Here is a 22,662-nt window from a genome sequence, read left to right on the forward strand (position 1 = left end):
GGTCCGACTCATCATGAGCCATGGGGAAATGGCTGGGCCAATGTGTTCTATAACGAACATCATGTTAGTTATTCGCGCACAAACGGACTGTGATTTATGACGGAAATGTTACATTTTTATTGCAGTCGGGCGGGGTTGTGAGATTGGGTAACAGCACAAAGCAAAAAAGGCGGAGCCTGAGCCCCGCCTGATATTTCCATCACCCCTGAATTTATTGAATTTTCAGGGTACTGATAATGGCTTCTGCATCGGTTTGTGCCTGCTGCTGATTATCCGCAGGCAGGGTAATTTGCAGGGTCAGCAAATGGCTGTCGACCTTGCCCAAAACGATAGACGAATAGGCTTTCTGACCGGCAGAAGTGATCACGCTGTCGTATTGCTGCAACGTCTGGCCGTTCACCTGAATAGATTTATTAGTGACGACCTGCAGATTGGTATCACGCGCTTTTTGCTGATCCTGTAAACGACCCGCCAGAACGTCCAGTGATTCGGGGGTGTTATCTCCCAAAATGACGATCACTGCTTTCTGGCCGGTACTGTCTGCATACACGTGCATATTATTGGCCTGAGTGCCCAGCTTACCACTCTGATCGCTCATCCCCTGCGGCAGGGAGAAGGTGACTTTGCCATCCAGCAGGCTGACTGGTGTGGTCGCCGCCGTCGCTGCGGCCGCCGGTGCACCTTTATCTGTGGCCGGTGCATCGGTCGACTTACCGTCACACGCAGCCAGACCGGCGATCAGTACTGCCATTCCCATCATTTTCGCGATATTACGCATCGGGCTTCCTTAAGTGGCCTGTTCACCAGGCTTACATGTTGACTTAACAGCCTTTATGGCAACCTATTCAGGCCACAAATGCAAGTCAGATTATGGCGCGATTTGTGTCTTACCGGCGACCGGGTTTAATGCACGCTGACGGCAGAATGCGGAGTGTTTCCCTTTGCTGACAAACGTTTAAGCAGCATGTTGAGCAGCATGCCGTACATCGGCAGGAAGAACACCAGACAGATCAGGACTTTGAACGTGTAATCCACCATCGCGATTTCTACCCAGTGCTGAGCCATAAAGGCATCGCTGCTTTTGTAGAAGGCGATGAAGAAGAAGGACAGCGTGTCGCTGATATTGCCGAGGAACATTGAGGCGACCGGCGCTATCCACCAGCGGCGGTTCTGGCGCAGGCGGTTAAACACGTGAACATCGAGAATTTGCCCCAGCACATACGCCATAAAACTGGCGGTGGCGATACGGGCAACCATGATATTCAGGCTGTTGAGCGCTCCCATGCCCTGCCATTGCGCTTCAAAGAATAACGCTGAGATGACATAGGAAATGGCTAGTGCGGGCACCATCACGGACAGAATAATCCGTCGTGCCAGCGGTGCACCAAAGATGCGGACAGTCAGATCGGTGGCCAGAAAAATAAACGGAAAAGTGAACGCGCCCCAGGTGGTATGAAAACCAAAGATGGAAACGGGCAGCTGAACCAGATAGTTACTTGAGGTGATGATGGCAATGTGGAATAGCGAAAGCCATATCAGCGCGGAGAACCGCTGCTGAGCAGTAAAGGAGTACATATATGTGACCTTTTTAGTTGATTGGGGTGAGGGAACCCAAATACCCTGCATTCTTGAAACCGCAGGGGCGTTAGCTGTTTGCGGCGCGCATAGTAACTGTTTGCGCACCGTTTGCGCAACAGGACCGGCGGTTAATTTTAGCGCAATGAGCTCTGTCTGTTGCGTGTGAAATCCAGCGGGTTAAACTATGAGGCTTTGCTGCGCCCAAAGAAGTGTAGAGAAACGAAATGACCGATCCCTTTATCAATCCCGACCATCAGCTTGATGCGCTGGGTTTGCGCTGTCCGGAACCTGTGATGATGGTTCGCAAAGTGGTACGCACCATGAAAGATGGCGAAACACTGCTGATTATCGCCGATGATCCGGCAACGACCCGCGATATACCCGGTTTCTGCCGTTTTATGGAACACACCTTATTAGCATCTGATACCGACAATCAGCCGTATCGTTATTTACTGTGCAAAGGGTTGAGGGAAAAACAGGGCTGATGGCTCAGCCCGTGTGGTTTATTTCGATTTATTGCGCAACAGCCGCAGCGCATTGGCGGTCACCAGCGCTGTTGCACCGGAGTCCGCCAGCACTGCCAGCCACAATCCGGTCAGACCCATCAGCGTAGTCACCAGGAAAATCGCTTTCAGCCCCAGCGCTATCGTAATGTTCTGGCGGATATTCGCCCGCGTGGCGCGTGAAAGACTGATCATCTGCGCCAGTCCGCTCAGGCGGTTGTGCGTCAGCGCGGCATCCGCCGTTTCCAGCGCGACATCCGTCCCACTTCCCATCGCAATACCGATTGTCGCCGCTTTCATGGCAGGCGCATCGTTAATCCCGTCACCGACCATGGCGACCGGTTTCTGTGCGTTCAGCGCAGTGACCGCCGAAACTTTATCCGCAGGCAGCAGACCCGCACGAAAATCAATGCCCAGACGGTCCGCGATGGTTTTTGCCGCGCGCGGATTATCGCCGGTCAGCATGACGGCGGACACGCCCAGTGCTTTGAGTTTCTGCAATGCGTCGGCCGCGTCATCACGCAGACGATCCTGCATGGCGATCAGCCCGATCGCATTCCCTTCCTGTAATACCACGACGACGGTTTTTCCTGTGGATTCCCAGTCAGCAATTTGCACAAAGGTTTCCGGCGTCAGGCCGTTTGGCGTGACACTTTTCGGGGCCAGCACCTGAATTTTACGGCCTGCGACCACACCCTCGACGCCGGCACCGGCCAGGGCCCGGCGATCCTGCGCCGTGAGCGGTAGCGGATTACTGGTTTTTGCACGGGCCAGAATCGCCTGCGCCAGCGGGTGATGCGAACCTTCTTCCACCGCAGATGCCAGACTTAATACCTCGCCTTCGCTGGCGCCGTTCAGCGGTAAAATCTTCGTGATTTCAGGTTTGCCTTCAGTCAGCGTACCGGTTTTATCCAGCGCAACGGTTTGAATCAGCGCCAGTTGCTCAAGCGCTGCACCCCCTTTAATTAATGCGCCCTGACGCGTGGCCGCTGCCAGTCCGGACGTAATGGCGGCAGGTGTTGAAATCACCAGCGCACACGGGCAGCCAATCAGCAGCAGTGTCAGCCCGCGGTAAATCCAGGTCTCCCACGACAGCCCCATTGCCAGCGGGGGAACGATAATCACCAGCAACGACATCAGCATAATGACCGGTGTGTAATAGCGGCTGAAGGTATCAAGGAAACGCTCGATTGGCGCCCGGCGTTCATCGGCTTCTTCAATCAGTTGCAGGATGCGGTCGATGGCGCTGCTGCCCGGTGCGGAAGCCACTTCGAGGCGTGCCAGCCGGTCAACACACAGGCTGCCCGCCGGTACTTTTTCACCGGGCAGATGATCTACAGGCACTGATTCACCGGTCAGCGCGCTTTCGTCGAAACTGGCGGCGCTTTGTAAAACGGCGTCGGCAGGCAGGCGTGCACCTGCCGCGATTTCAATGATATCGCCGGGACGCAAACGGCTGACTGGCACGGTTTCCGATTGACCATTCACAATACGGATGGCGGTATCCGGGATCAGCGCCATCAGCGCTTTTACCCCGCTGCGTGCACGGCCGGATGCAAAAGCCTCCAGGCGTTCACCCACCATAAATAGCAGCAGAACCATGGCCGCCTCGGCCGTAGCCCCGATAAACAGTGCACCGAGCGCGGCGATACTCATCAGCGTTTCGATGGCGAATGGCGAACCGGCCCGGGTCTGGCGAATCGCCTGTCGCAGTACCGGCCATAGCCCGACCAGCGTCGTGGCGATAAACGCGATTTTGCCAGCCTGCGGATTGATATGGTCGAGAATCCAGCTCAGCAACATTAGCGCCGACAGCGCGATCAGAGGCAGCGCTTCCTGGAAACGGGAAGGTTCAGCGGCAGGTTTACTGTGTGGCTTGTCGAGCGATTGCAGGGTAAAACCTGCGGCGGTGACGGCATTCTGCACGTTTTGGGTGATATCAAAACCGGCATCAATCACCAGCTTTTCGGTGGCGAACAAGACTTTGGCGCGGTTGATGCCATGAATGCCGGAAACCGCTTTTTCAATTTTCCGGGCACAGGCCGGGCAATCCATGCCTTCCACCTTCCAGCTGTATTGCTGACTGCCGGAAAGCGGTGCTCCGGGGTCATCTTCACCCGGCGAGCCTTCAGTGCCGCTGCCGTCTGATGTGTGTGAGTGCTCACCTGTTTTTGGCGCACAGCAACTGTCTGTCGTGGCGCAGGCAGAAACCGCCAGCGTGGCTTTTTCGCTACAGCAACCTGCCGGATGGGTGCCCGGCTGTGCAATAGCGCCGATTTTGTTGATACGCAGTGCAGGCGCACGTTTGCCCTGACATCCGCAGCTACAGCCGTTGTTTTTTTGCAGTGGGATCATAAAGCCTCCGGTTCGGAACCGAGTGGAATGACTCCCAGTGTAAACCCTGGAGTCAGCTCTAAGGTCAACAAGTATTTTATCAGCGGAACCAGAACGGTTCCGCGGCGGGATATTTTACAGGTATAGCGACCGGACGATCAGGAAGTGCCCGCCAAAATAACAGGCGGCAACCAGCGCGTCAGCTGCGCGGAAGGTAAAGCGGTAACGGCTGACCAGCCAGAGAATATTTCCCAGTAGTAACAGCGCCGCGCCGCAGAATAACGAAAACGCCATGTCGGTGCTGCGTGCGAAATACTGTTCGCCCGCCAGCCAGACCATCAGCAGGGTCATGGCGATGTAAGTGGTCACTGGCCATCGCAGTTCAGCCAGCCGCGTCCAGATCACGGCAAGAAGTATTGCACCGAGGATCAGCAACGTCAGCGGTAGCGGCCAGAAGAAAGTGATGGTCATCTGGCTGGCAAAACTCAGCGTATACAGCAGATGCGACAGGAAGAACGCACCGATGGCATACATAAAGCGTTCTTCAGGCAACAGTAACAGGCCGTCAGCCACCAGCGTCGCCGCCAGACCCAGCAGGATCAGATAGCTGTAAACGTTGAGTGTCGGTGCCTGCCAGGCAAGTAAAAGGAGCAATAACAGGGTGACGGGTTTAAAGACCCAGCGCTGCCAGCGCGGGCCGCGATAGCTGGCATCAACGAATAACCAGCCGGAGAAAAATACAGCGAGGAATGGCCAACTCATTGTTTATCCTTTTATATTTCAGCACAGAACATAAAAACCGATGTCAGGGTCTGCCTTCAGAAAAACACATCCTGTTTTCCCGGACTTGCTTTCAGTGTAGGAGAGAGAGCATGGCGGCGACAATCAGAAATCCCCGTAACGGCAGGTCTGATGCATGTGGGTTCAGGATGAGAGGAATTTACGGCGCAGGGCGCGCCGTAAAAGCGGGGATTACTTTTTAGCTGGCAGCGGCGGCTGTTTTTTCTGCCACGCCATCAGTTCGAAGACGCCGAACAGGAAGATGCGGGTTTGCAGCCACGGGCCGATGGTGTCTTTTTCCTTGCCCTGCGTGGCTTTAAGCAGCATTACCTGCAAACCATGCATGAAGAACATGAACACAATCGCCACGTCCAGAAAGTATTTGATCGGCTTCGGGAACGGGTGGATCAGGTTAAACGCCAGAAACACCCAAATACATAACATCAACAACCGACCAATATTGATCAACATCTTACTGCTCCTGTTCTGGTGAGCCGGTTTCAGGCGTCACATCGCGATGGTAGAGGCGATAAGCAACTTGTCCGGCGACTTTCTCACGGTGTAACCGCCAACTGGCAGGCACATCCAGAGTGTCATGTTCGGCTTCTGTTTCGACATAAATCCAGGCTTCGTCAGCCAGCCACTGGTTGTGCTCCAGCAGGTTCAGGGTGTCTTGCAGAATGCCTTTGCGGAAAGGCGGATCGAGGAAAACCACGTCAAAAGCATTTCCGGCTTTTGCCAGCCAGTTCAATGTATTGACGTTAAATACTTTCGCATCACCGGCGTTTAGCAGCGCCAGGTTTTTCTCTAACTGTTGTGCAACCGGGCGTTCAAACTCCAGCAGTGTTGCGCTGGCCGCATAGCGGGACAAGGCCTCCAGACCGAGTGCGCCACTGCCTGCAAAGCAGTCCAGACAATGCGCACCCTGCAAAACCGGCGCCAGCCAGTTGAACAGCGTTTCACGTACGCGATCGGTGGTCGGTCGCAACCCCGGGCTGTGGGGAACCGGAAGTTTGCGTCCGCGCCATTGTCCGCCAATAATTCGGATCTGGCCTGCGGCGGGCGTGTTGGGTTTTTTTGCCATAGTTCGCTTGTGTCATCCAAAGCCGTCAGGCTTCGTTACTTATCGTTTGGAGGGCTATTCTACCGGTGTGCGGGCAATGGGCAAATGTTTAACATTGTCGATTGAAAAACCAGCGGAATTCAATACGCGGGCGTGTTGCCTGCAGGGGAAAGTGATAGACTGCCTGACCATAACCCTATTAATAATCCGTTCGCCAGTCATTAACGGCGAGGAGTGACGTTGTAAAATGGCAAAAGATAAAAAACGCGGTTTCTTCTCCTGGTTCGGTCGTGGCCGTCAGGAAGAAGAGCAGCAGAAGGAAGAAACACGCGACGCACAGTCCGTTGTCGAAGAACAACCGGCGTCCGTGCCTGAGCATGAAGAGTCAGCCGTTGCTGAAGAACCGGGTGTTCCGGTTGAACGTGAGCCAGTTGTTGAACCAGAACCGGAAGTCGGACCCGCGCCGGAAATCGAACCGGAACCTGAAATTGAGCCTGAGCCGCTGACAGAGCCGGAAGCTGAACCGGAACCGGTTCGCGAACAGGCCTCGGCTGAACTGGCACAAGAAATTGTTCACATCACCGAACAGGTTGCCGCGCAGCCTGAGGTTGTTGAAGAAAAAGTCATTGAAGATGAGTTTGTTGAATCGGCAGAAGAGATTGCGGAAGACCAGCGTCAGGATACCCTTGATTCTGTTGACGATAACGCGGCGGTAGACGAACCGCTGCCTGTGGCGCTGGATCCTATCGTCGTCCTGCCTGCCGGTGAAACTGAACAGGAACGCCCGACTAAAGAAGGTTTCTTCGCCCGTCTTAAACGCAGCCTGGTCAAAACGAAGCAGAATCTGGGCTCCGGTTTTGTCAGCCTGTTCCGTGGTAAGAAAATCGATGACGATCTGTTTGAGGAGCTGGAAGAACAGCTGCTGATTGCCGACGTTGGCGTCGAAACTACCCGTAAAATCATCACTTCACTGACTGAACATGCCTCGCGTAAGCAACTGAAAGACGCCGATGCGCTGTACGGCAAGCTGAAGGAAGAAATGTCCGAAATACTGGCAAAAGTTGACGAGCCACTGGATGTCAGCGGCAAAACCCCGTATGTCATTCTGATGGTGGGTGTGAACGGTGTCGGTAAAACCACCACCATCGGTAAAATGGCGCGCCAGTTTGAAGCACAGGGTAAATCTGTGATGCTGGCGGCAGGCGATACCTTCCGTGCGGCGGCTGTTGAGCAGTTGCAAGTCTGGGGTCAGCGTAACAAGATCCCGGTGATTGCGCAGCATACCGGTGCCGATTCCGCCTCCGTCATTTTCGATGCCATTCAGGCGGCGAAAGCCCGCAATATCGACGTACTGATCGCCGATACCGCAGGCCGTTTGCAAAACAAAGCGCACCTGATGGAAGAACTGAAGAAAATCGTCCGGGTGATGAAGAAACTCGACGAAGATGCACCGCATGAAGTTATGCTGACGCTCGACGCCAGCACCGGCCAGAACGCGGTCAGTCAGGCCAAATTATTCAACGAAGCCGTCGGACTGACCGGAATAACGCTGACTAAACTGGATGGCACCGCAAAAGGCGGCGTGATCTTTGCCATCGCTGATCAGTTCAGCATTCCGATCCGCTACATTGGTGTCGGTGAAGGTATCGAAGATTTAAGGCCTTTTAAGGCAGACGATTTTATTGAGGCACTTTTTGCCCGAGAGGATTAATACGGATGATTCGCTTTGAACAGGTCAGTAAAGCTTATCTGGGCGGACGACAGGCGCTTCAGGGCGTCAACTTTCACATCCAGCAAGCGGAAATGGCATTTCTGACCGGACACTCTGGCGCGGGTAAAAGTACCCTGCTGAAGCTGATTTGCGGTATTGAGCGACCGAGTGCCGGACATATTTTGTTTGGCGGTCATGACATCAGCCGCCTGAAATCCAGTGAAGTGCCGTTTCTGCGTCGCCAGATCGGCATGATTTTTCAGGATCACCATTTGCTGATGGACCGTACGGTCTATGACAATGTGGCGATGCCGCTGATCATCTCCGGGGCCAGCAGTGAAGATATTCGTCGCCGCGTGTCGGCCGCACTGGATAAAGTCGGATTACTGGATAAAGCGAAGAACCTGCCGATCCAGCTTTCCGGTGGTGAACAACAGCGTGTGGGTATTGCCCGCGCAGTGGTCAACAAACCTGCAGTGCTGCTGGCGGATGAGCCGACCGGTAACCTTGACGGTGAACTATCAGAAGGTATTTTGCGCTTATTCGAAGAATTTAACCGTGTTGGTGTCACCGTGTTGATGGCGACGCATGATGTGGGTCTGATTGCCCGTCGTAATTACCGCACGCTGACGCTGAGTCAGGGGCGGATGTCGGGAGGGGTGTACTAATGGCAAACAGTCCGAACCCGGCGAAAACCGCAAAAAGCGCCCGTGCTGCGAAAAGCAAAGCATTACAGGGAGGCTGGCGCGAGCAGTGGCGCTATGCGTGGATGAATGCGCTGGCTGACATGTTGCGTCAGCCGCTGGCAACGCTGCTTACGGTGATGGTGATCGCTATTTCCCTGACGCTGCCGAGTGTCTGTTATCTGGTATGGAAGAACGTCAGTACGGCCGCAGAGCAGTGGTATCCGACGCCACAACTGACGGTGTATCTTGATAAAGCACTGGATGATGATGCCGCAGAAAACGTGGTGAAAACCCTGAAAACGGAAGCAGGGGTGGATAAAGTTAACTATCTGTCCCGCGAAGAAGCGATGGGTGAATTCCGCAACTGGTCAGGCTTTGGCGGCGCTATGGATATGCTGGAGCAAAACCCGTTGCCGGCCGTGGCTATCATCACGCCTAAAATGAATTTCCAGGACGCCGCAACACTCAACACCTTGCGCGACCGCGTGGCGGCTGTGCATGGCGTGGATGAAGTGCGTATGGATGACAGCTGGTTTGCCCGGCTCGCGGCGCTGACCGGTCTGGTCGGACAGATTGCGGCGATGATCGGCATCCTGATGGTGATTGCGGTCTTCCTCGTCATTGGTAACAGTGTGCGACTGAGTATCTTCAGCCGGCGCGACACCATCAACGTCATGAAGCTTATCGGTGCGACCGATGGCTTCATTTTGCGACCATTCCTCAACGGTGGTGCGATGCTTGGTTTCACCGGCGCGTTGTTGTCACTGATCCTCTCGGAAGTCCTGGTACTGCGTCTTGAGAGCGTGGTGACGCAGGTTGCGCAAGTCTTCGGCACGACCTTTGACCTGCACGGTCTGGGCTGGGATGAAAGCTTGCTGCTGCTGATCGTTTCCGCGATGATTGGCTGGATTGCCGCCTGGCTGGCGACGGTTCAACATTTACGGCGATTTACACCACAGTAGTCAGAATTTGCTATAATGTCCCCCTGCTGCTCAGTCATTGTGTATCAGGGGGAAGCGGTTTCAGGCCAGTCAGCCACATCATTTTCCTGCTTCCCCTGCAATGGCACAAATTCACTATCCAATAGTCAGTCTGTCACTTACAGTCTTTAGACTGTTGAATCTGTCCGTGAACTTTATGTAAAATTCGTGGTCGTAGAGCAGCGAATATGAAGGGCTCGGCGTTGCTTTGTTGTCGCCTTTAAGGCCAGCAATGTCGCGGTATCATCCCGCAGCAACGTGGTATAAAACCTGCATTACGTCATACATGAGAGGCTTTAATGACCAAAGAAATGCGCACTTTAGCATTAGTACCCCAAGGTAGCCTGGAAGCCTATGTTCGGGCCGCCAATGCCTATCCTATGCTCACCGCAGAGGAAGAGCGGGCGCTGGCTGAACGGCTGCATTACAACGGTGATCTGGAAGCAGCGAAAGAGCTGATCCTGTCTCACCTGCGCTTTGTTGCTCACATTGCCCGCAACTATTCAGGCTACGGTTTGCCACAGGCAGACCTTATCCAGGAAGGTAACATTGGCCTGATGAAAGCGGTACGTCGCTTTAATCCGGAAGTCGGTGTGCGTCTGGTATCCTTTGCCGTGCATTGGATCAAAGCGGAAATTCACGAATATGTGCTGCGTAACTGGCGCATCGTGAAAGTCGCAACCACTAAAGCGCAGCGTAAGCTCTTCTTCAACCTGCGTAAAAACAAACAACGTCTGGGCTGGTTCAGTCACGACGAAGTCGAGCACGTCGCCCGCGAACTGGGTGTGACCAGTAAAGATGTGCTGGAGATGGAATCACGCATGGCCGCACAGGACATGACGTTTGACCCGACGCCGGATGATGAACCACGTGACGGCGCAGCGATGGCACCGATGCTCTATCTGCAAGATAAGAGTTCTGACTTTGCAGAAACCATCGAAGAAGATAACTGGGATCAGGACGCGACCGACAAACTTTCCTATGCGATGGAAGGTCTTGACGAACGCAGCCAGGATATCATCCGTGCACGTTGGTTAGACGACGATAACAAATCGACGCTGCAGGAACTGGCCGACAAATACGGTGTTTCCGCAGAACGTGTTCGTCAGCTTGAAAAGAACGCGATGAAGAAATTACGTATGGCGATCGAAGCCTGATCAACGTAGCGCAAAACGAAAAAAGCGACCTCCGGGTCGCTTTTTTTATGCCTCAAATTCAGCGATAGCGCACCGTGCTTCAGGTTTTTTTCCAGACGTCTTCTTCCCGCACAAAACCACATGCCTGCATAAAGGCAGCGGTAACGGCGTCATTATCAGCCTTCATCGTCCAGCTCCTCACCTGTGGCAATTGCGCCTGTAAGTCCTCCATCAGATACAACCCGACACCACGACGGCGGGTGACGTCCCGTACCAACAGATCGTGAAGTTCACCCTGATTGCCGTTGAGCGTGATTTTGACTGCGCCCAGAATGCGTTCATTAAACACGGCCGCGAACAGCGCACGGTTATTTTGCAGGCTGGCTTGCCAGTCACTTTCAGTTTGCGCCGGCCAGATTTTGGCCAGATCGATCAGGTCCTGCGCGCTGAGTGACGTCAGTTTTTGGATAGTTAATTTCATGATGCGGAAGGTCAGAAAATGGGAACGCCAGTGTAGCGGATCCTTCTAAAAATCGGGCGTAACTTTTTTTGTACAGTAACAGCGTGAAAACTTTTTTAGAGATCCGAGTATAAGCGATAAATGTTGGCTTTAATCAATAATGCCAGCGTTAACGACTGATTGTCTGAAACGGAACCGATTTTCCATCCAAATAAAATTCTGTTTACACCTCATATTTCTGATTGTGCCATTTGATTTGCAGAAGAAAATTCCTGTTTAATGTTATGAATTATAAAGTCTTATTCGAAAATAAGACGAAATAAGCCGGTAACTCGTTATTACTTATACTAAATTTCCTAAGTGATGATGTTTTGAACAGGCAACAAAGAGCAAACCACAACACACACATGAACGGGGTAATCGGATGAAAGTAACAAAGGGTAAGATCTGGCTGGCAGGGTGTATCGCATTAGCAATGAGTCAGGCGGCGTTCGCAAAAGACATCAAAGTTGCCATCGTGGGTGCTATGTCAGGTCCGGTTGCCCAGTACGGTGACATGGAATTTACGGGGGCAAAACAGGCGATCGCTGACATCAACGCCAAAGGCGGAGTGAAGGGCGATAAACTGGTCGGCGTGGAATATGACGATGCCTGTGACCCTAAACAAGCTGTTGCCGTGGCCAACAAAGTGATTAACGACGGTATCCGTTATGTTATCGGCCACCTGTGTTCTTCTTCCACTCAGCCTGCCTCGGACATCTATGAAGATGAAGGCGTGCTGATGATCACTCCGGCGGCGACCAACGCTGACCTGACCACCCGTGGATATAAAATGGTGATGCGCACCACCGGTCTGGATTCCGATCAGGGTCCGACCGCAGCGAAATATATCCTCGATACCATCAAACCAAAACGCATCGCTGTTGTGCATGATAAACAGCAATACGGCGAAGGTCTGGCCCGTTCCGTACAGGATGCGCTGAAAAAAGGTGGCGGTAACGTTGTTCTTTTTGAAGGCGTAACCGCAGGCGACAAAGATTTCTCCACACTGGTGGCGCGTCTGAAAAAAGAAAACGTCGATTTCGTTTATTTCGGCGGTTATTACCCGGAAATGGGTCAGATCCTGCGTCAGTCAAAACAAGCCGGTCTGGCAGCGAAATTTATGGGCCCGGAAGGCGTAGGCAACTCTTCACTGTCTAACATTGCGGGTGATGCCTCTGAAGGCATGCTGGTGACATTGCCAAAACGCTATGACCAGGTTCCAGCCAACCAGCCAATCGTTGATGCGCTGAAAGCCAAGAAACTGGATCCAACCGGTCCGTTCGTCTGGACGACTTACGCCGCATTGCAGGCGCTGACGACCGGTATGGAACGTAGTGGCAGCATGGAACCGGCTGTTATCGCCAAAAATCTGAAATCAGCGTCAGTGGATACCGTGATGGGCCCGCTGAGCTGGGATGATAAAGGTGACCTGAAAGGATTCGAATTCGGTATCTTCGAGTGGCATAAAGACGGCACGTCTACCCCAATCAAATAAATGCCCGGCATCCTTCGCGCCGCCTCTGCGTTGGCCGCCTTCATTCACCCCGGTCACTTACCTGTGTAAGCTCCCGGGGATTCATTCAGTTGCCGCCTTGATGCAACACGAATGATTTTGGGCATTATGTTTCAGAACAGCGCATTACTCTGCCCGGCGTCTATTGTTATAAGAGGCGCCGGGTTGCAGTCTCAGCACAAGTTATCAAACCCTTGATTAATAAGGATAGGGTATGTCAGAGCAGTTCCTCTATTTCATTCAGCAGATGTTCAACGGTGTCACGTTGGGCAGCACTTATGCGCTGATTGCCATTGGTTACACCATGGTTTACGGCATTATCGGCATGATTAACTTCGCCCACGGCGAGGTGTATATGATCGGCAGTTATGTCTCCTTTATCGTTATCGCTGCCCTGATGATGATGGGTATCGATGCCAGCTGGTTGCTGATCGGTGCCGGTTTCATCGCGGCGATTGTAATTTCCAGTGCGTATGGCTGGAGTATTGAACGCGTGGCATATAAGCCGGTGCGTAACTCCAAGCGTCTGATTGCACTGATTTCTGCCATCGGGATGTCTATTTTTCTGCAAAACTACGTCAGCCTGACCCAGGGCTCACGCGATCTTGCCTTACCGAGTCTGGTTACCGGCCAGTGGAAACTGGGAGAGACCAACGGCTTTGCGGCGACCATCAGCACCATGCAGCTGATTATCTGGGTCGTCACGTTTGTTGCGATGCTGGCGTTGACGTTGTTCATCCGTTATTCACGCATGGGCCGCGCCTGCCGTGCCTGCGCAGAAGATCTCAAAATGGCCAGCCTGCTGGGCATCAGCACGGACCGCGTAATTTCGCTGACCTTCGTCATTGGTGCATTAATGGCGGCCGTGGCGGGCGTTCTGCTCGGTCAGTTTTACGGTGTCATTAATCCGTATATTGGCTTTATGGCCGGGATGAAAGCCTTCACCGCAGCGGTGCTGGGAGGGATCGGCAGTATTCCGGGCGCGATGATCGGCGGCCTGATTTTAGGCGTGGCCGAAGCGCTGACCTCGGCGTATCTGAGCACTGAATACAAAGACGTGGTCTCCTTCGCGCTGCTGATCGTGGTGTTGCTGGTGCTGCCGACCGGTATTCTTGGTCGCCCGGAGGTTGAGAAAGTATGAAGCGCCTGAATCTGTTAAATGCGCTGGTCTCGGCATTCGTCCTGCTGGTGCTGGCGGCGTTCATTATGGGATTGCAACTGAGTCTCGACGGCACAAAACTGGTGGTCAACGGGGCCGGTGAAGTGCGCTGGACGTGGATTGCCATCGGTTGTGTGATCGTCTTCGTGTTCCAGTTGTTCCGCCCGATGGTCAGTAGCAGCCTGAAAAAAGTCTCGGGTCCGGGCTGGGTTTTGCCAAGCTTTGATGGCTCAACGCCAAAACAAAAACTGCTGGCGCTGGTGCTGATTATCGCCGCTATCGCCTGGCCGTTTATCGTCTCGCGCGGCACCGTGGATATCGCCACGCTGACCCTGATCTACATTATGCTGGGCCTCGGTCTCAATGTTGTGGTCGGGCTGTCCGGTCTGCTGGTGCTGGGCTACGGCGGCTTTTACGCCATTGGTGCTTACACGTACGCATTGCTCAACCATTATTATGGCATCGGTTTCTGGGAAGCCTTACCGCTGGCCGGTCTGGTGTCTGCGGCATTCGGTTTCCTGCTCGGATTCCCGGTTTTGCGGCTGCGCGGTGACTATCTGGCGATCGTCACGTTGGGTTTCGGCGAAATTGTCCGTATCCTGCTGCTCAATAATACCGAACTGACCGGCGGGCCGAACGGCATCAGCCAGATCCCTAAACCGACGCTGTTCGGGCTGGAATTCAGCCGTACGCCGCGCGACGGCGGCTGGGATACCTTCAGTAACTTCTTTCATGTCACGTATGACCCGAGTGATCGCATCATCTTCCTGTACATGGTGGCGCTGCTGCTGGTGATCGCAACCTTGTTCATCATCAACCGTTTGCTGCGTATGCCGCTGGGTCGTGCATGGGAAGCACTGCGTGAAGATGAAATTGCCTGCCGCTCACTGGGCCTGAACCCGACCCGCATCAAACTGACCGCATTCACCATCAGCGCTGCGTTTGCCGGTTTTGCCGGTACGCTGTTTGCGGCACGTCAGGGCTTTGTCAGCCCGGAATCCTTCACTTTTGCGGAATCTGCGTTCGTGCTGGCTATCGTGGTGCTCGGCGGGATGGGCTCGCAGTTTGCGGTTATCCTGGCGGCGATTCTGCTGGTGGTATCCCGTGAGCTGATGCGTGATCTCAATGAATACAGCATGTTACTGCTCGGTGCGTTGATGGTGCTGATGATGATCTGGCGTCCGCAGGGCTTGCTGCCGATGAAGCGACCGCAACTGAAACTGAAACTGTCTAAGCAACAAATCGCGGATCAGGGGGAAAAGGCATGAGTACGCAACCTCTGTTAGCGGTTGAAGGGCTGATGATGCGTTTTGGCGGCCTGCTGGCGGTCAACAACGTGGCGCTGAACCTTAATCAGGGTGAAATTGTTTCCCTGATCGGCCCCAACGGTGCCGGTAAAACCACGGTATTTAACTGCCTGACCGGTTTCTATAAACCAAGCGGCGGCACCATTAAGTTACGTGATCAACATCTTGAAGGATTGCCGGGGCAGAAAATTGCCCGCATGGGCGTGGTGCGAACTTTCCAGCACGTACGCCTGTTCCGTGAAATGACCGTGATCGAAAACCTGCTGGTCGCCCAGCATCAGCACCTGAAAAGCGGTGTACTGGCTGGCCTGTTCAAAACGCCGGGTTTTCGCCGTGCTGAAGCCGATGCACTGGATCGTGCTGCTGACTGGCTGGAGCGCGTCGGATTGCTCGAACTGGCAAACCGCCAGGCGGGTAATCTGGCTTACGGCCAGCAACGCCGGCTGGAAATTGTCCGCTGCATGGTAACGCGTCCGGAAATCCTGATGCTCGACGAACCGGCTGCCGGCCTGAACCCGCGTGAAACTGAAGAGCTGAACCAGCTGATTGCTGAACTGCGTAACCAGCACAACGTGTCGGTGCTGCTGATTGAGCACGACATGAAACTGGTCATGGGCATTTCTGACCGCATCTACGTGGTGAATCAGGGAACGCCGCTGGCGCAAGGCACACCGGCTGAAATTCGTAATAATCCTGACGTGATCCGCGCCTATTTAGGCGAAGGTTAATGGGCGAAGTCTAAGGGACAGAACAAGATGTTGTCATTTAATCAGGTATCCGCCCATTACGGCAAAATTCAGGCGCTGCATGAAGTCAGCCTGAACATTAATAAAGGGGAAATCGTCACGCTGATCGGCGCAAACGGTGCCGGTAAAACCACGCTGCTCGGCAGTTTATGTGGCGAACCGCGTGCGACGAACGGCTCGATTATTTTCGAAGGGAAAGACATCACACAGTGGCAGACCGCCAAAATCATGCGCGGCGATATCGCGATTGTGCCGGAAGGTCGCCGCGTATTCTCCCGTATGACGGTGGAAGAAAACCTGGCGATGGGCGGTTTCTTTGCCACACGCGATCAGTATCAGGAGCGGCTGGAGCGTGTGTTTACGTTGTTCCCGCGCCTGAAAGAGCGTCGTGTGCAGCGTTCAGGCACCATGTCCGGCGGTGAGCAACAGATGCTGGCGATTGGCCGTGCGCTGATGAGTCAGCCACGCTTGCTGTTGCTCGATGAACCGTCGCTGGGGCTGGCACCTATCATCATCCAGCAGATTTTCGACACTATCCAGCAGTTGCGCGAAGAAGGCATGACCATCTTCCTGGTTGAGCAAAACGCCAATCAGGCGCTGAAACTGGCCGATCGCGGCTATGTGCTGGAAAACGGTCATGTGGTGCTGGAAGACACCGGTGCGGCATTGCTGGCGAACGAAGCAGTGCGTGCGGCTTATCTCGGTGCATAAACTGGCTTCGGATTTTAAAAAACTGTGTTAAATCTGACAAACCGCACGGCAAGCGCTTTGCGGTTTTTATTTTGTCTATAAATTAACATCTCTTACATTCGTATAACTTTGCATACCATCAGGAACATGTCATGAACACAGAAGGTTTACTCGCCGCCCGTATGGTCAGGCTTAAAAGTTCGGCCATCCGGGAATTGCTGAAACACAGCAAGATGGAAGGCGTTATTTCGCTGGCGGGTGGTATTCCTTCTTCGGCGCTTTTTGATTTCGACGGTCTGCGTGAGGCGACGCAACTGGCCATCACTGAACAGCCGGAGCATGCTTTTCAGTATGGGCTGACTGAAGGCAGTTATACGCTGCGTGAGCGTATTGCCGAGCTTTGTCAGGAACGCGGTGTGGTGGCCAGTCCGGATGATATTGTGGTCACTGCCGGCTCCCAGCAGGCGCTGGATCTGGTGATGCGCGCCGTGGTAAACCCGGATGACGTTTTCGTGGTCGAGCGCCCGACCTATCTGGCAGCCTTACAGACGCTGGAACTGGCGGAGGCCAGACTGTTATCCGTCGGTTCTGACGGCGATGGCATGATTGTTGATGAGCTGGCACAACTGCTGAAGACGCAGAAAATCAAAGGTGTATATCTTGTCCCGACATTCGGTAACCCGAGCGGCGTGACCCTGAGTCGTGCCCGTCGCGAACAGCTGGTAAAACTGGCGGCACAGCACGAATTTCTGATTGTGGAAGATGACCCGTACGGCGAACTGCGTTTCACTGAAGAACGCCAGCCGACGCTTTTCGAGCTGTCGAAGGCGCTGTACGGTAACGCGGATAACATCATCTACACTTCGACATTTTCTAAAATCCTGGCACCGGGCCTGCGTCTGGGCTGGGTCATTATGCCCGACTGGCTACTGCACAAAGTTGCCATCATCAAGCAGGCGGCGGATCTGCATGCCAGCGCGTTGTCGCAGACGATTGCCGAATATTATCTCGGCCTGGGCCGTCTGCCGAAGCAGATCGAAACCATCCGTACGGCCTATAAAAAGAAATGTCAGGTTATGGCCGAACTGCTGGAACGCGAACTGGGAGACGTACTGACGTTTGAATATCCGAAAGGCGGCATGTTCCTGTGGGCACGCTTCCGCGAACCGCGTAATTGTGCTGACTGGATGAAAAAGACGCTGGCGCAGGGTGTGGTATTTGTACCGGGCGAATTCTTCTATGCCGATAACCCGGATCACTCGACGTTCCGTTTGTCGTTCGCTACCGCGACTGAAGAGCAAATGCATGAGGCGGTTGCCCGCCTCAAACGCGCATTGTAATTTTCCTTCGCTTGTCTGTCAGCAGGTACCTTTTTGTGCCCGGTACCTGCCGGCAGGCATTACATGTCGGATGGATAAACTTTACACGGTTTTATATTTTTCGTTCCCTTTTTCCCGCCATTTAACAGCACTTCTTCCGCGTCAAAAAATTCCTGAATATGATCGCTAATGACCGGACAGGCAGCAACACCCTGGAGCAGGGCACCATGCTGCTTTAGCCAGAATAAAATGCGCACAAAACTGGCCGCATTCGGGCGGTAATGGCCGCTTTTACAAGTAATCCCGACCAAAATTCCATTATTTACCGCTATTTCACCGGCAGCCTGTACTGGCGCGCCGCTCAGGAAGCTCGAGTGGTGGAAAATATCCACCCTATGATCGTTAGCGTAAAGGCTATTATTGGGCGCCATCACAAATATGGCCCATCCCTCGCCAGCAGTATTGGTGCTCATATTACCCGTGTGAAACCGTTCACCGCGTGAATTATAAATGATGCCATTGTTGATATAAATTTTTTTATCTTCACGCTGTGCGCTGTCTAAATAAGTGACGCCCATTTGCAGTCTGCGTAGTAATTCTTCTCCCTTTTTATTATCAAACATATCCGGAATATAAAATTCACGCAGCCAGTCCAAAAAACTCAATGGGCTTGAGGACGTCTTCCAGATTGATAACGGGTCTTTACTATAAGCAATGGCCCTTGCTAAAGGAAAATGGCCGGGTATTAATGCTTCCTGCCAGTAATCTTGATGTAAACGGTGATGTGTTTTGCCCGTTATTCCCACCACAAAAGGTTTTACTGCCGCCCTGACTTTAGCCCAACCCCGAAGTCCGTGGCCTGAGCTATCGCCGGTCACGAGTTGAAGAGTGAGGGCCTTAGCGCGTTTAAGAGCCTGATCATGAAGTATCATGACCGCCGCAGCGCGATGGTTTGCAGGCTTACGGTGATAATATTTCTGACAGGCATCACAAATCATTAGCAGCAGATTGGCTTCTAAATCGGGCGTTTCTAACGTAATGATTTTGTAATGTTGTAAGAGCGTATCAATATGAGCCAGATAAACATTGGCCCTTCTGTGAAACAATCCCAGATTGGATTGCTTTTTAAATTCCTCTATCGTCCATATTTTATCTGGCATATGTTCTTATCTTCCATTTTTCTTAATTTCACCTTGTATTTGTATGTTATTTAAGGGGTTGTAAATGAGGTGGGTGGTAGATTTTTCTGAGTGCATGATAATTTTAGTGGCTGTTCAAGTCGAATTCATTATGAATTAAGCAATGCCCTACAAAGCTTTATTTAACATCGCTGTCATATTACTGTCATTGATTTTATGTTTTTCTGTCATTTTTCCATGTCATGTTAGCTCCCGAATAAAAACGTTTCTTAATATCCATTATTTCTCTGCACTTGTTCTACACCAGCAGAATTCAGGAGACAGGCATGTTCATCAACCTCAAAAAAACGGTCATTGGCACCGCGCTGGCGCTGGCTTTCAGCGCCAATGCTTTTGCTGTGACAGAAATTCCTTTCTGGCACTCTATGGATGGCGAGTTAGGCAAAGAAGTGAACTCGCTGGCCGACCGTTTTAACCAGACGCACCCTGATGTCAAAATTGTGCCTGTCTATAAAGGCAAATACGACGAAAGCCTGGCGGCTGGGATTGCAGCGTACCGAACCGGTAATGCGCCTGCGATTCTGCAGGTTTACGAAGTGGGCACCGCGACCATGATGGCCAGCAAAGCCATCAAACCGGTTTACGAAGTGTTCAGTGATGCAGGGATTAAAGAAGACGTTTCCCAGTTTGTGCCGACTGTTTCGGGTTATTACTCCGATTCCAAAGGCCGCCTGCTGTCCCAGCCTTTCAACAGCTCCACGCCGGTGCTGTATTACAACAAAGACGCTTTTAAGAAAGCCGGTCTTAATCCGGATCAGCCGCCAAAAACCTGGCAGGATATGGCGGTGTACACCGAGAAATTACGTGAAGCTGGCATGAAATGTGGCTACGCCAGTGGCTGGCAGGGTTGGATCCAAATCGAGAACTTCAGCGCCTGGCATGGTCTGCCGATCGCTACCAAAAATAATGGCTTCGATGGCACGGATGCTGTTTTGGAATTCAACAAACCAGAGCAAATCAAACATATTCAGATGCTGGAAGACATGAACAAAAAAGGTGATTTCACCTATTTTGGTCGTAAGGATGAATCCACCGCCAAGTTCTATAACGGCGATTGCGCAATGACCACCGCCTCTTCCGGTTCCCTGGCTGACATCCGTCAGTATTCTAAATTCAGCTATGGCGTAGGCATGATGCCTTACGACGCAGACATCAAAGGCGCCCCACAAAACGCCATCATCGGTGGTGCAAGCCTGTGGGTAATGAACGGCAAAGACAAAAATACCTACAAAGGCGTTGCCGAATTCCTGCAATTCCTGACCACACCTGAAATTGCTGCCGAATGGCATCAGAAAACCGGTTATCTGCCGGTGACCACCGCCGCGTATGAACTGACCAAAAAAGAGGGCTTCTACGACAAGAACCCGGGTTCTGACGTTGCTACCCGCCAGATGCTGAACAAGCCGCCATTGCCGTTCACCAAGGGTCTGCGTCTGGGCAACATGCCTCAGATCCGCACCATCGTGGATGAAGAACTGGAAAGCGTATGGAGTGGTAAGAAAACTGCCAAAGAAGCATTAGATACTGCGGTACAGCGCGGGAATTTGTTACTCCGTCGCTTCGAAGCTTCTACTAAGTAATCCAGTTTTGCTCCCTCCCCAGCGAAGGGGAGGGTTGGTGGGGTATTAAAGACAGCTTAGTCGTTTGCAAAACCCTCTCCCAACCTCCCCTTCGCAGGGGGAGGAGCTAAACCCGCCATCGCATCAACGAGTACACCATCATGAGTTCACACCGTCCCGGTTTTGGTTGCAGCTGGCTGCCCTACGCGCTGGTATTGCCACAGCTGCTGATCACCGCGATATTTTTCCTGTGGCCTGCAGGTCAGGCGCTGTGGTATTCGGTTCAGACGCTGGATCCGTTCGGCTTATCCAGTACGTTTGCCGGTCTGACTAACTTCATACAGCTGTTTCAGGACCCGTACTATCTCGATTCGTTTTATACCACGTTGAAATTCAGCTTTATGGTGGCGTTTATCGGGCTGGCCGTTTCGCTGTTTTTCGCGGCGCTGGTCGATCACGTTGTACGCGGCAGCCGGATTTATCAGACGCTGATGATCCTGCCATACGCCGTTGCGCCTGCCGTGGCCGCCGTATTGTGGATGTTCCTGTTCAGCCCCGGCCTCGGTCTGATCACCCATTTCTTAGGCTCGATGGGCTATAACTGGAACCACGCGCAAAACAGCGGTCAGGCGATGTTTCTGGTGGTGCTGGCATCGGTCTGGAAGCAAATCAGTTACAACTTCCTGTTCTTCCTGGCGGCATTGCAGTCGATCCCCAAATCTCTGGTGGAGGCGGCGGCTATCGATGGTGCGGGTCCGGTTCGCCGGTTCTTCCATTTGGTGTTGCCGCTGATTTCGCCGGTCAGTTTCTTCCTGCTGGTGGTCAATCTGGTCTACGCCTTCTTTGATACCTTCCCGGTGATTGATGCCGCGACGGCCGGTGGCCCGGTACAGGCGACAACTACCCTGATTTACAAAGTGTATCGCGAAGGTTTCTCCGGTCTGGACTTGTCCAGTTCTGCCGCGCAGTCCGTGATTCTGATGTTGCTGGTTTGCGGCCTGACGTTCATTCAGTTCCGCTTTGTCGAGCGTAAGGTGCGTTACCAATGATTGAAAACCGCAGAGGGCTGGATATTTTCAGCCACATCATGCTGCTGCTCGGCGTGCTGGTGATCCTCTTTCCGCTGTATGTCGCGTTTGTGGCGGCATCTCTGGATAACAAACAAATTTTTGACGTGCCGATGACGCTGATCCCAGGCACGCATTTATGGGAAAACATCAGCATCATCTGGACGCAGGGCGCGGGCAACAGCAGTCCGGCATTCGGGCGGATGCTGTTCAACAGCTTCATCATGGCGATGGTGATCACCATCGGTAAGATTTCGGTATCCATGTTGTCGGCCTACGCGATTGTCTATTTTCGTTTTCCGCTGCGTAATCTGTTCTTCTGGCTGATTTTTATGACGCTGATGTTGCCGGTGGAAGTGCGTATTTTCCCGACCGTGCAGGTGATCGCCAATCTGCATATGCTCGACAGCTACACCGGACTGACGTTGCCGATGATGGCGTCTGCGACCGCGACCTTCCTGTTCCGTCAGTTCTTTATGACCTTGCCGGATGAGCTGCTGGAAGCGGCGCGTATCGACGGTGCTGGCGCGATGCGCTTCTTCTGGGACATCGTTTTGCCGCTGTCAAAAACCAACCTTGCAGCGCTGTTCGTCATCACCTTCATCTATGGCTGGAACCAGTATTTATGGCCGATCCTGATCACCAATGATGCCTCGATGGGCACGGCGGTGGCGGGGATTAAAAGCATGATTTCTTCCGGCGACGGCTCGACCCAATGGAATCAGGTGATGGCGGCCATGATCCTGACCTTATTGCCACCGCTGGCGGTGGTGCTCCTGATGCAGCGCTGGTTTGTGCGCGGCCTGGTAGACAGTGAGAAGTAAACTGAA

22 protein-coding genes are annotated in these 22,662 nt (G+C 53.1%); 14 read left to right on the top strand and 8 right to left on the bottom strand.

Going from position 1 to position 22,662, the window contains the following annotated elements; all coding sequences use genetic code 11:
- Positions 1–211: 211 nt before the first annotated feature.
- On the bottom strand, positions 212–778 hold the full coding sequence (locus EVX52_RS22365; RefSeq protein WP_129955192.1) for a DcrB family lipoprotein: 567 nt from the start codon (positions 776–778) through the stop codon (positions 212–214).
- 125 nt (positions 779–903) lie between these two features.
- Positions 904–1,575 (bottom strand): 7-cyano-7-deazaguanine/7-aminomethyl-7-deazaguanine transporter, encoded by a 672-nt coding sequence (locus EVX52_RS22370; protein ID WP_129992153.1) that lies wholly within the window; start codon positions 1,573–1,575, stop codon positions 904–906.
- Positions 1,576–1,802: 227 nt separating this feature from the next.
- Here EVX52_RS22370 and tusA point away from each other — a divergent pair, with 227 nt between their 5' ends.
- Entirely contained in the window at positions 1,803–2,063 is a 261-nt protein-coding gene (tusA, locus tag EVX52_RS22375; protein ID WP_129992154.1) for a sulfurtransferase TusA, read from the top strand.
- An 18-nt stretch (positions 2,064–2,081) separates the two neighbouring features.
- Here tusA and EVX52_RS22380 read toward each other — a convergent pair whose 3' ends face one another.
- From EVX52_RS22380 to rsmD, 4 genes are all read right to left on the bottom strand, one after another.
- On the bottom strand, positions 2,082–4,436 hold the full coding sequence (locus tag EVX52_RS22380) for a zinc/cadmium/mercury/lead-transporting ATPase (protein WP_129992155.1): 2,355 nt from the start codon (positions 4,434–4,436) through the stop codon (positions 2,082–2,084).
- 114 nt (positions 4,437–4,550) lie between these two features.
- Positions 4,551–5,177: a lysoplasmalogenase gene (locus EVX52_RS22385; protein ID WP_129992156.1), complete on the bottom strand. Its 627-nt coding sequence runs from the start codon at positions 5,175–5,177 to the stop codon at positions 4,551–4,553.
- 210 nt (positions 5,178–5,387) lie between these two features.
- Positions 5,388–5,666, bottom strand: a complete 279-nt coding sequence (locus EVX52_RS22390) for a DUF1145 family protein (protein ID WP_129955187.1) — start codon at positions 5,664–5,666, stop codon at positions 5,388–5,390.
- Position 5,667: 1 nt separating this feature from the next.
- Entirely contained in the window at positions 5,668–6,279 is a 612-nt protein-coding gene (gene rsmD / locus EVX52_RS22395; protein ID WP_129992157.1) for a 16S rRNA (guanine(966)-N(2))-methyltransferase, read from the bottom strand.
- A gap of 226 nt (positions 6,280–6,505) precedes the next feature.
- On the opposite strand from rsmD, the gene ftsY reads away from it, so the two are divergent.
- The 4 genes from ftsY (at position 6,506) to rpoH (ending at position 10,792) form a co-directional block, all read left to right on the top strand.
- Complete coding sequence (ftsY, locus tag EVX52_RS22400; protein WP_129992158.1) at positions 6,506–7,969, top strand: signal recognition particle-docking protein FtsY; 1,464 nt, start codon at positions 6,506–6,508, stop codon at positions 7,967–7,969.
- 5 nt (positions 7,970–7,974) lie between these two features.
- A complete protein-coding gene (gene ftsE, locus EVX52_RS22405) occupies positions 7,975–8,637 on the top strand; it encodes a cell division ATP-binding protein FtsE (protein ID WP_013577472.1) in 663 nt (220 codons plus the stop codon).
- A complete protein-coding gene (gene ftsX, locus EVX52_RS22410; protein ID WP_129955184.1) occupies positions 8,637–9,617 on the top strand; it encodes a permease-like cell division protein FtsX in 981 nt (326 codons plus the stop codon). The genes ftsE and ftsX overlap by 1 nt, the downstream gene beginning before the upstream one ends.
- A gap of 317 nt (positions 9,618–9,934) precedes the next feature.
- Positions 9,935–10,792 carry an RNA polymerase sigma factor RpoH gene (gene rpoH, locus EVX52_RS22415; protein WP_015699086.1) on the top strand — a complete coding sequence of 286 codons (858 nt, stop codon included), beginning with the start codon at positions 9,935–9,937 and terminating at the stop codon, positions 10,790–10,792.
- Between the two features lie 79 nt (positions 10,793–10,871).
- On the opposite strand, the gene panM is transcribed toward rpoH, so the two are convergent.
- The gene (gene panM / locus EVX52_RS22420; protein WP_129992159.1) at positions 10,872–11,252 is read right to left on the bottom strand and encodes an aspartate 1-decarboxylase autocleavage activator PanM; all 381 of its coding nucleotides are present in this window, start codon (positions 11,250–11,252) and stop codon (positions 10,872–10,874) included.
- A 403-nt stretch (positions 11,253–11,655) separates the two neighbouring features.
- Between panM and EVX52_RS22425 the strand changes: the two genes are divergently transcribed.
- The 6 genes from EVX52_RS22425 (at position 11,656) to EVX52_RS22450 (ending at position 18,028) form a co-directional block, all read left to right on the top strand.
- Positions 11,656–12,768, top strand: coding sequence for a branched-chain amino acid ABC transporter substrate-binding protein (locus tag EVX52_RS22425; RefSeq protein ID WP_129992160.1), 1,113 nt, complete (start codon positions 11,656–11,658; stop codon positions 12,766–12,768).
- A 232-nt stretch (positions 12,769–13,000) separates the two neighbouring features.
- Positions 13,001–13,927 (top strand): high-affinity branched-chain amino acid ABC transporter permease LivH, encoded by a 927-nt coding sequence (livH, locus tag EVX52_RS22430; protein ID WP_013577467.1) that lies wholly within the window; start codon positions 13,001–13,003, stop codon positions 13,925–13,927.
- Positions 13,924–15,213, top strand: a complete 1,290-nt coding sequence (locus EVX52_RS22435; RefSeq protein ID WP_129955181.1) for a high-affinity branched-chain amino acid ABC transporter permease LivM — start codon at positions 13,924–13,926, stop codon at positions 15,211–15,213. The genes livH and EVX52_RS22435 overlap by 4 nt, the downstream gene beginning before the upstream one ends.
- A complete protein-coding gene (gene livG / locus EVX52_RS22440) occupies positions 15,210–15,980 on the top strand; it encodes a high-affinity branched-chain amino acid ABC transporter ATP-binding protein LivG (RefSeq protein ID WP_013577465.1) in 771 nt (256 codons plus the stop codon). Before EVX52_RS22435 ends, livG begins: the two co-directional genes overlap by 4 nt.
- 27 nt (positions 15,981–16,007) lie before the next feature.
- A complete protein-coding gene (gene livF / locus EVX52_RS22445; protein ID WP_015699082.1) occupies positions 16,008–16,709 on the top strand; it encodes a high-affinity branched-chain amino acid ABC transporter ATP-binding protein LivF in 702 nt (233 codons plus the stop codon).
- A gap of 131 nt (positions 16,710–16,840) precedes the next feature.
- Positions 16,841–18,028 carry a PLP-dependent aminotransferase family protein gene (locus EVX52_RS22450; protein WP_129992161.1) on the top strand — a complete coding sequence of 396 codons (1,188 nt, stop codon included), beginning with the start codon at positions 16,841–16,843 and terminating at the stop codon, positions 18,026–18,028.
- A gap of 59 nt (positions 18,029–18,087) precedes the next feature.
- Here EVX52_RS22450 and EVX52_RS22455 read toward each other — a convergent pair whose 3' ends face one another.
- A complete protein-coding gene (locus EVX52_RS22455; protein ID WP_129955179.1) occupies positions 18,088–19,167 on the bottom strand; it encodes a hypothetical protein in 1,080 nt (359 codons plus the stop codon).
- Between the two features lie 305 nt (positions 19,168–19,472).
- Here EVX52_RS22455 and ugpB point away from each other — a divergent pair, with 305 nt between their 5' ends.
- The 3 genes from ugpB (at position 19,473) to ugpE (ending at position 22,656) form a co-directional block, all read left to right on the top strand.
- Complete coding sequence (gene ugpB, locus EVX52_RS22460; RefSeq protein WP_129955178.1) at positions 19,473–20,786, top strand: sn-glycerol-3-phosphate ABC transporter substrate-binding protein UgpB; 1,314 nt, start codon at positions 19,473–19,475, stop codon at positions 20,784–20,786.
- A 140-nt stretch (positions 20,787–20,926) separates the two neighbouring features.
- Positions 20,927–21,814, top strand: a complete 888-nt coding sequence (ugpA, locus tag EVX52_RS22465) for a sn-glycerol-3-phosphate ABC transporter permease UgpA (RefSeq protein WP_129955177.1) — start codon at positions 20,927–20,929, stop codon at positions 21,812–21,814.
- Positions 21,811–22,656: a sn-glycerol-3-phosphate ABC transporter permease UgpE gene (gene ugpE, locus EVX52_RS22470; protein ID WP_129955176.1), complete on the top strand. Its 846-nt coding sequence runs from the start codon at positions 21,811–21,813 to the stop codon at positions 22,654–22,656. Before ugpA ends, ugpE begins: the two co-directional genes overlap by 4 nt.
- The last annotated feature ends 6 nt before the right edge of the window (positions 22,657–22,662 follow it).

The sequence above is a fragment of the Rahnella sp. CFA14(1/10) genome (genome assembly GCF_004195095.1).
GTDB lineage: Bacteria > Pseudomonadota > Gammaproteobacteria > Enterobacterales > Enterobacteriaceae > Rahnella > Rahnella perminowiae.